General features: G+C 60.1%; 8 protein-coding genes. 5 read left to right on the top strand and 3 right to left on the bottom strand.

Going from position 1 to position 8,287, the window contains the following annotated elements:
* Positions 1–1,063: branched-chain amino acid aminotransferase (locus HMPREF2993_RS07915; RefSeq protein WP_246822407.1), on the top strand; the 1,063-nt coding region annotated here is incomplete at its 5' end.
* A 9-nt stretch (positions 1,064–1,072) separates the two neighbouring features.
* Here the strand turns inward: HMPREF2993_RS07915 and HMPREF2993_RS07910 are convergent.
* The gene (locus tag HMPREF2993_RS07910) at positions 1,073–1,987 is read right to left on the bottom strand and encodes a nicotinate-nucleotide--dimethylbenzimidazole phosphoribosyltransferase (RefSeq protein ID WP_070701814.1); all 915 of its coding nucleotides are present in this window, start codon (positions 1,985–1,987) and stop codon (positions 1,073–1,075) included.
* A 12-nt stretch (positions 1,988–1,999) separates the two neighbouring features.
* On the bottom strand, positions 2,000–2,692 hold the full coding sequence (locus tag HMPREF2993_RS07905) for a DUF3043 domain-containing protein (protein ID WP_070701812.1): 693 nt from the start codon (positions 2,690–2,692) through the stop codon (positions 2,000–2,002).
* 179 nt (positions 2,693–2,871) lie between these two features.
* Here HMPREF2993_RS07905 and HMPREF2993_RS07900 point away from each other — a divergent pair, with 179 nt between their 5' ends.
* The gene (locus HMPREF2993_RS07900; protein WP_046647939.1) at positions 2,872–3,216 is read left to right on the top strand and encodes a HesB/IscA family protein; all 345 of its coding nucleotides are present in this window, start codon (positions 2,872–2,874) and stop codon (positions 3,214–3,216) included.
* A gap of 84 nt (positions 3,217–3,300) precedes the next feature.
* Here the strand turns inward: HMPREF2993_RS07900 and asnB are convergent, their stop codons facing one another.
* Positions 3,301–5,223: an asparagine synthase (glutamine-hydrolyzing) gene (gene asnB / locus HMPREF2993_RS07895; RefSeq protein WP_070701810.1), complete on the bottom strand. Its 1,923-nt coding sequence runs from the start codon at positions 5,221–5,223 to the stop codon at positions 3,301–3,303.
* A gap of 354 nt (positions 5,224–5,577) precedes the next feature.
* Here asnB and HMPREF2993_RS07890 point away from each other — a divergent pair, with 354 nt between their 5' ends.
* The 3 genes from HMPREF2993_RS07890 (at position 5,578) to HMPREF2993_RS07880 (ending at position 8,278) form a co-directional block, all read left to right on the top strand.
* Positions 5,578–6,657, top strand: coding sequence for an aa3-type cytochrome oxidase subunit II (locus HMPREF2993_RS07890; protein ID WP_070512410.1), 1,080 nt, complete (start codon positions 5,578–5,580; stop codon positions 6,655–6,657).
* 19 nt (positions 6,658–6,676) lie between these two features.
* Positions 6,677–7,108: an aa3-type cytochrome oxidase subunit IV gene (locus tag HMPREF2993_RS07885; protein ID WP_046647941.1), complete on the top strand. Its 432-nt coding sequence runs from the start codon at positions 6,677–6,679 to the stop codon at positions 7,106–7,108.
* A gap of 585 nt (positions 7,109–7,693) precedes the next feature.
* The gene (locus HMPREF2993_RS07880) at positions 7,694–8,278 is read left to right on the top strand and encodes an aa3-type cytochrome oxidase subunit III (RefSeq protein ID WP_010190575.1); all 585 of its coding nucleotides are present in this window, start codon (positions 7,694–7,696) and stop codon (positions 8,276–8,278) included.
* Positions 8,279–8,287: the final 9 nt, after the last annotated feature.

The following is an 8,287-nucleotide window of genomic DNA, read 5'->3' as shown; positions in this document are numbered from 1 at the left end:
CCCGGAGCGCCTGCAGGAGATTCTGGCGAACCCGGGCTTTGGTAAGTACTTCACCGACCACATGGTGACGATTGACTGGACCGAGGACAAGGGATGGCACGACGCGCAGGTACGCCCCTACGCGCCGTTTAGCATGGATCCGGCGTCCACCGTCTTCCACTATGGCCAGGCCATCTTCGAGGGCATCAAGGCCTACCGCCAGCCAGATGGCAGCATCGCCACCTTCCGCCCGGAGCAGAACGCGCAGCGTCTGCAGGCTTCCGCTGAGCGTATGGCTATGCCGCAGCTGCCGGAAGAGGAGTTCATCGAGTCCCTGCGCCAGCTTGTCGACGTCGACCAGGCCTGGGTCCCCGAAGCCGGCGGCGAGGCAGCGCTGTACTTCCGCCCCTTCATGATCGCCACCGATGTGTCCCTGGGCGTGCACCCGGCGCACTCCTACCGCTATGTCGTCATCGCCTCCCCGGCAGGCGCGTACTTCTCCGGCGGCATCAAGCCGGTGTCCGTCTGGCTGTCCACCGACTACGTCCGCGCTGCTCCCGGCGGCACGGGCGCGGCCAAGTTCGCCGGCAATTATGCGGCCTCACTGCTCGCCCAGGCGCAGGCCGCGGAAAAGGGCTGCGACCAGGTGGTGTGGCTGGACGCCATCGACCGCACCTACATCGAGGAAATGGGTGGCATGAACCTGGCCTTTGTCTACGGCGAAGAGGGCAACCAAACCCTGGTGACCCCGGCGCTGTCGGGTTCGCTGCTGCCGGGCATTACCCGCGCCTCGCTTCTGCAGGTTGCTGAGGATATGGGGGTGAAGGTCGAAGAGCGTCGCATCACCTACAAGGAGTGGGAGCAGGACGTTGCTTCCGGTGCCATGGTGGAGGCCTTTGCCTGCGGCACCGCAGCCGTTATTACCCCGGTGGGCCACGTCATGGGCGACGAGACCGACTTCCACATCAACAACGATGAGGCCGGCGCTACGACGATGGCCCTGCGCGAGCGCCTCACCGGCATCCAGCGCGGGTCCGTGGAGGATACTCACGGCTGGCTGCACACGCTGGTGGAAGCGAAATAAGCACGCCGTCTAGGCGAGCTCTGCGGCCAGCTGCACCAGCGGCAAGGCCGCGAGCGCGCCGAGGGGGAAACCTTCGCTCAGGTTTAAATCAAGCAGTGGGCTAAGGCTCAGCTCCTTGAGAGCAAGCGCATACGCCGGTTCGGGGGTGGTCGTCCCTGCGCGCAGCCAGCCCTTCACGCCGGGCGCGGTGCGCTCGGCCAGGACAGCGGCGGTGGCGGCCAGGGGACCGTCGATAAGCACCGGCGTTCGCCGCGCCGTGGCCTGCGCAATGAAACCCACCAGCGCCGCGAGGCTCGGGGAACCGATGGTCTGCACGACCTCCCAGCCCTCCAGGTTGCGGGCGCGGAACATGGAGTCACGCACAACGCTTACGCGGGCCTTCCACATCGCATCCGTGATACCGCTGGCCAGAGTATTCGTCCCCACAATCGCCACCGGTTCGGTATGAGTAATCCGGCCCATGACGCTGGCGGCGACTGTGCTTGCGCCGATACCAAAATCAGACGTGATGAGCAGATCAGCGCCCGAATCGATCTCCCGGTCTGCCGTAGCCATACCGAGTTCGATGTGTGACTCGCACTCTGCCGGGGACATAGCGGCAGAGGGGGCACCAGGCTCAGTGCTGGTTGACTCTGCGCTGCATTCGACGAAGTCGATGCCCGCTCCTGCCCGCTGCGCAGCGCTGAAGAGATTATCGCGCCACCGATCTGCATCGCTGAGGGAGTGCTCTGTGGCTTCTGCACCGTCGACAGTGGGTACAACGTTGGCATCAGCGCCCTCAAAGACGATGGCTCGGGGGCGCTGAAGGGGCTTCGCCTGCGGGGAATCTTCCGCTGCCGCCAACCACGCGGCAATTTCGGCTACGCGGTTTGGTTGAGCTGCGGTTGAAGGGCGCAGCTGGGGAACCGCGGTGAATTCAGGCATGTGTCCTCCGGTTTAGACGGTGGCTCCGCGCTCCACCTGCGGGCGCGGGGTGCGCCACTTACGCGGCTGGGAGGCGCGGGAGTACGCGTAGAAGCCTAGGCCAAAACCGGCCTCGGTGGTTCCGGGGAACTTCAGGCGCACGGCGTTGTTGCACTTGCGCGCGAGCCAGAAACCTTCGACGGCAAAGACAACGATGACCGCCATCGCGCCGATAGAGATGATCTGCGACAGGCGCGGGTCCCGAGTGCTGACGAACATGAGCACCAGCAGGACGATGGCAAAGGGCATGACCCACTCGTTAATGAAGCGGCGGGAGTCTACCCAATCGCGTACGTAGCGGCGGACCTCGCCCTTATCGCGGGCGAGCAAGTAGCGCTCGTCGCCAGCGGCCATGCGCTCCTGTGCCACCTTGTTACGTTCGCGGGACTCAGCGCGCTCCTTACGCTTATATTCCTTCCATTCCGCCTTGGACATGGAAGCCTTAAGCTCCTTGCGATGCTGGTAGCGCTGCGCGTCCGACATCCCCCGGGGATCACGCTTGACGCCGCGGGCGATTTCCTGCGCATCACGCTTGGGCGTGGGGCGGCCCTTCGGCGGCGTGTAGCCCTTGCGGTGCGGTTTCTCGGCGGCGGGTTGCTCTTCCGGCGCCGGGGATTGCTCGGCGGGGGAAGAAGTCTTGTCATCTTTTTGCCACGGAAGTTTCACGCTGTTTAGCGTACAAGGTCTAGCAGACATAACGGGAATAGGCCCGCGGGAGAGAGCGTTGTGGTGAGGGAACAGGGCACCAGTGAACCACTAGTGAACTGTGAGGCATCCTTTCTTCCTCACCTGTGAGGGGGTAGGGTGGGCTCCAGAAAAATTCCGCATATATAAGAGGAGAAATCATGACCGCTCCCGCGTCTGCAACCGGAGTTATCCTGACCGAGGCCGCTGCCGCCAAGGCAAAGTCCCTGCTTGAGCAGGAAGGCCGCGACGATCTGTCACTGCGCATTGCTGTCCAGCCAGGCGGCTGCGCGGGTCTGCGCTACCAGCTCTACTTCGATGACCGCACCTTGGATGGTGACAAGGTGGACTCCATTGGCGGCGTTAACCTCGTCGTAGACAAGATGTCTATCCCGTACCTCACCGGCGCCAAGATTGACTTCTCCGACACCATTGAGGCCCAGGGCTTTACCATCGATAACCCCAACGCTGGCGGCTCCTGCGCTTGCGGTGATTCCTTCAATTAAATTCAAGTAAAGTCACGTTGACAAAACTGACGGAGCCCTCGACCGCAGTGTGCGGCGAGGGCTTCGTCAGTTTTGTTGTTTTAACTAGAGCTTCACGGGGTAGTCGCGCTGCTCTATCTTCGGGTCGATGCGGTCTTCCACGAAGATGCCATGCCAAATCATGAAGGACAGCACCGTCCACAAACGGCGTGAGTGATCGGATACACCGTCGCGGTGCTCCTTGAGCATCTCCAGAACTTCCTTCTTGTTGAAGATGTCCTCGGTCTGGGACTCGGTAATCTGATCCTGGGCCCAGCCGTAGAGCTCATCGCCGGCCAGCCAGTGGCGCATCGGAACCGGGAAGCCCAGCTTCTTGCGGTGCAGCACGTGCGGGGGAACGATCTGCTCCATAGCCTTGCGCAGCGCGTACTTGGTCGTGCCGTGCGAAATCTTGAGCTCGTGGGGGATAGTTTCCGCGACCTTAAACACTTCCTTGTCGAGGAAGGGAACGCGCAGCTCTAGGGAGTTGGCCATGTTCATCTTGTCGGCCTTGACCAAGATGTCGCCGCGCATCCACGTAAACAGGTCGAGGTGCTGCATGCGGGCTACCGGGTCGAAGTCCTGTGATTGCGCATAGATCGGTGCGGTGACTTCGCGGTGATCCCACGACGGCTTGGCCCAGGGGAGCACCCGCTGGAGCTGCTCGAAGTTAAAGGAACGTGCATTGCCGTAATAGCGCTCCTCCATGGTCATCGAACCACGGTTGAGCAGGGACTTGCCCTTCATTCCTTCGGGGAGTACCTGTGAGAGCTTGCCCAAGCCGCGGCGCAGCGGGGAGGGGATCTTCTCGAACGGAGCTAGCGAGAGTGGCTCCTTATAGATGGTGTAGCCGCCGAAGAGTTCATCCGCACCTTCGCCGGAGAGCACCACCTTGACGTGCTTACGGGCTTCCTGGGCCACGAAGTACAAGGGGACAAGAGAAGGATCTGCTACGGGGTTGTCCAGGTACCACATGATCTTCGGGACAGCCTCGGCGTATTCCTCGGGGGAGACGATCTTGACGATGTGCTCCACACCGATCGCCGCGGCGGACTCGGCGGCGACATCCACCTCGGAGTAGCCCTCGCGCTCGAATCCCGTGGTGAAGGTGAGGAGGTCCGGGTTGTGGCGCTTGGCCAAGGCTGCGATGGCGGTAGAGTCAATGCCGCCGGAGAGGAAGGAACCGACGGTCACATCGGCACGCATGTGCTTCTCGACGCTATCCTCCAACGCCCGGGCAATCCTATCGAAGAGCTTCTGCTCTTCGCCCTGCTTCACGGTCTGAATGGGGAAGCGGGGCTTGAAGTAGCGCTCCGATACAACTTCTTCGCCAGGGCGAAGCGTCACGGTACAGCCGGACTCAACGCGGCGAATATTTGCGTGGAGGGACTCCGGCTCAGGCACGTACTGCAAGTCTACGTAGTGCTCGATGGCGCGCCTATCAAGGCTGAGGTCTAGACCCAGCGAATCGGCCATCGAGAGGATGCACTTCATTTCAGAGGCAAAGACGGTGCCGGCGTCGGTGGTGGCGTAGTAGAGCGGCTTGATGCCGAACTGGTCGCGGGCGGCAAACATCGTGCGCGTTTCGGTATCCCAGATAACGAAACCAAACATGCCACGCAGGTGCTCGACAACGTCCTTGCCCCAATGGTGGTAGCCGACGACGATGGGCTCGCCATCGCCCTCGGTGTTGAAGGTATAGCCGGCTGCGCTGAGCTCTTCGCGCAGCTCCACGTAGTTATAAATCTCGCCATTGAAGGTGAGGGCATAGCGCTCGGGGTTGTCTTCGGGGCCCCAGCGGAGCGGCTGATTGGAGTGTTCGAGGTCGATGATGGATAGGCGGTTAAAGCCAAAAGCCGCATCATCGTCGTGCCAGGTTCCGGCAGCGTCCGGGCCGCGGTGGCGCATGCACTGAAGAGACTGTTCAAGAGCTTCCAGGTGCTGGGCGGCGTTGCGATCGGCGCTCAGTAGCGCGCAGAGTCCGCACATAAGCTTGCTTCTCCTTATAGATCAAGGTTCATCTCCGGAACACTTTACGGCCGCGGCCAAACGATCTGCGAACCCCGCGCCGCGTTCCCCGTTAGGGTGCGAACTTTCGGATGATGCAGGGGTGTGCGGCTTGTGAATTGGGTCATAGCCGGGAGGGGGGGGCTGGGGGAGCTGGCGTGATCTTGTGCAGGTGGGCCGGTAACATTCCGTACGTTCACTACTTATAGGGCAGGTCCAACGCCCAAACAGTCCAGCGAAAAGGCCTGAAAATCAGGCAGGATGCTCTATCCTGATTGGGTAGGAATGCTCTGTGAGTATTCGAGAAGCTTGTGTGCACAGAAAGGCAGAACACACGTGGGACAGCGTAAGCAGCGCAACCTCGGCCGTAAGGCAGGCCTAGCGGGCGTCATCGCTCTGGGCGGTCTAGCCCTTGCGGGTTGTGACGTCGCAGCGCCGACGGCAGTTGAGAACCTCCTAGGCATGGGTTGGCCGAAGGGTGTTACCCCTGAAGCGACCTCGATGTACAACTTCTGGATCTGGGTCTGGGTTGCTGCATGGATCATCGGTTTCATCATGTGGGGCCTGTTCCTCACCGCTATCTTCCGCTGGAATGCGAAGAAGGCTGAGAAGGCCGGCAAGGGCGAGTTCCCGAAGCAGCTGCAGTACAACGTGCCGCTGGAGATGGCTCTGACCATTATCCCGATTCTGATCATCATGGGCCTGTTCTTCTTCACTGTTCAGGCTCAGCAGAAGGTTACGGCGCTGGACAAGAACCCTGAGGTGACCGTGGACGTTACCGCCTTCCAGTGGAACTGGAAGTTCGGTTACGCCGAGAACAAGGTTGATGGCGAGAACTACGATGGCGCCGATGCTGAGCGTCAGAAGCTTGCCGAGGAATCCTCCCTCGACCCGGAAGGCACCCCGAACCCGAATCCGATTCACGGTAAGTCCACCGGTGACATCTCCTACCTCAACTTCAACAAGATTGAGACTGTTGGTACCACCGAAGAGGTTCCGGTTCTGGTTCTCCCGGTTGACACCCCGATCGAGTTCCGTCTCGCCTCCGGCGATGTTTCCCACTCCTTCTGGGTTCCGGAGTTCCTGTTTAAGCGCGATGCTTACTCCCACCCGGAGAACAACTCCCAGGAGCGTCGCTTCCAGGTAGAGAAGATTGAGGAAAAGGGCGCCTTCGTTGGTCGCTGTGCTGAGATGTGCGGTACCTACCACGCCATGATGAACTTTGAGATTCGCGTCGTTGACCGCGCAGACTTCAACGAGTACCTCAAGTTCCGTGAGGAGAACCCGCAGGCAACCAACGCCGAGGCTCTCGAGCACATCGGTGAAGAGCCCTACGCAGTTACCACCGCTCCGTTCAACTCTCTGCGCGACACCCGCGATGCCGACAACTTTGTCGACACCGCTGAAGCGGCATAAGAAAAGGAACTGATAGAAAATGCGTGCAACATCTAAGGTCTTTTATTCCATCGCGACCTACCTCTTCGTGTCGCTCATCGTCTACGTCATTGGCGTTAACTACGTCAAGGATGATGGCTACATGTACGGCACCGAGTGGGTCGGCATCGTGGGCTTGGTCCTCGCTATGCTGCTCTGCCTCATGCTGGGCGGCTACCTGCACTTCACCGATAACCGCTCCGACATCGCGCCGGAGGATTGGGAAGAGGCGGAGACTGAAGACGCAGCCGGTATCCTTGGCTTCTTCTCTCCGAGCTCCATCTGGCCGCTGTGCATGACCGGCTCCATCGCAGTGCTGGGTCTTGGCATCATCTTCCTCTACTTCTGGATGATTATCCTGGGCGCAGTCCTGCTCGTCACCTCCGTGACTGGCCTGTCCCTGCAGTATGGCCTTCCGAAGGAAAAGCACTAAGGCTTAACCTTTTCTGCCGCGCTTTCTAGCGTCACGACTTCTCACGCCTCCGCCACACCTCGTGGCGGAGGCTTTGTCGTTGAGAAGACTGCGTCGTAGTGCGTTGCGGAAAGTTCCCAAAAGGGAGAAAAAATTTTGATTTGGGTGGAGTGCTGGGGGAGCGGGTGGCTTGCCGAAAGTGTGTAACTCTAGGTCTGTGCTTAGAATTCCAGCACGTTAACGGCCATTTTTACGGGGGTCATCCGAAAGTTGCAGTCCTGCACTTTCGCCCGCGGGGGCGGGTGTGATTTATCTCATTGGCGTTGGTTCGAGCGGTTTCGGATTGCGGGCAAAACGTACCTCTTCTTGACCTGTTGCTGGCTTCACAACTGGCGTTGCCAAGTCTCACTACCTGCAGGGATGGGGCGTCGTAAAGCGCGCTAAAAAGTTCCCGACTACTTCCTTGGAGCTCTATGGTTCGTGCCTGGGGTGAAAACTGTGAAGGTCTAGGTCGTGGCCTCAAAAAAATCGGGGGGAAATGACATGACTTATGCGGTCAGACCAGCCATACTGTTATGCGTGACGAGCGTAGTTTCTAACCAAGGTATGGCAGCACCACGTGTTGCCGCGCTGAACCGACCCAACATGGTCAGCGTCGGCACCATCGTGTTCCTGTCTCAGGAATTGATGTTCTTTGCTGGACTGTTCGCGATGTGGTTCACCTCGCGTGCGAACGGCCAGGAGGGTGACTGGGCAGAGCACACGGCGCACATCAACGTGCCCATGGGCTTCCTCATTACGAGTGTCCTGGTCCTTTCCTCCGTGACCTCTCAGTTCGGCGTTTTCGCAGCAGAAAGGGGTGACGTTTACAAGCTCCGACTCTGGTACTCGGTAACCATCGCGTTGGGTGTTGTCTTCTTGGGCATCATGGCGTTCGAGTGGACAGAGTTGATCATGGCAGGTCTCACTGTTCAGTCCAGTGTCTTTGGTTCGGTCTTCTACATCCTGACCGGGTTCCACGCGGCACACGTGACTGCGGGTCTGATCGCCTTCGGAATTATCTTGGCGCGCATCGCCCGCTCCAAGTTCACGCCTGCACAGGCCACCGCGGCAATGGCAGTGTCTTACTACTGGCACTTCGTTGACGTTGTGTGGATCGGCGTGTTCGTAGTCATCTACCTAGTTCAGTAGGCCGTAGTC

The organism is Corynebacterium sp. HMSC068G04 (genome assembly GCF_001814885.1).
Lineage (GTDB): Bacteria > Actinomycetota > Actinomycetes > Mycobacteriales > Mycobacteriaceae > Corynebacterium > Corynebacterium hiratae.
This window is presented reverse-complemented; position numbering and strand designations above follow the sequence as displayed.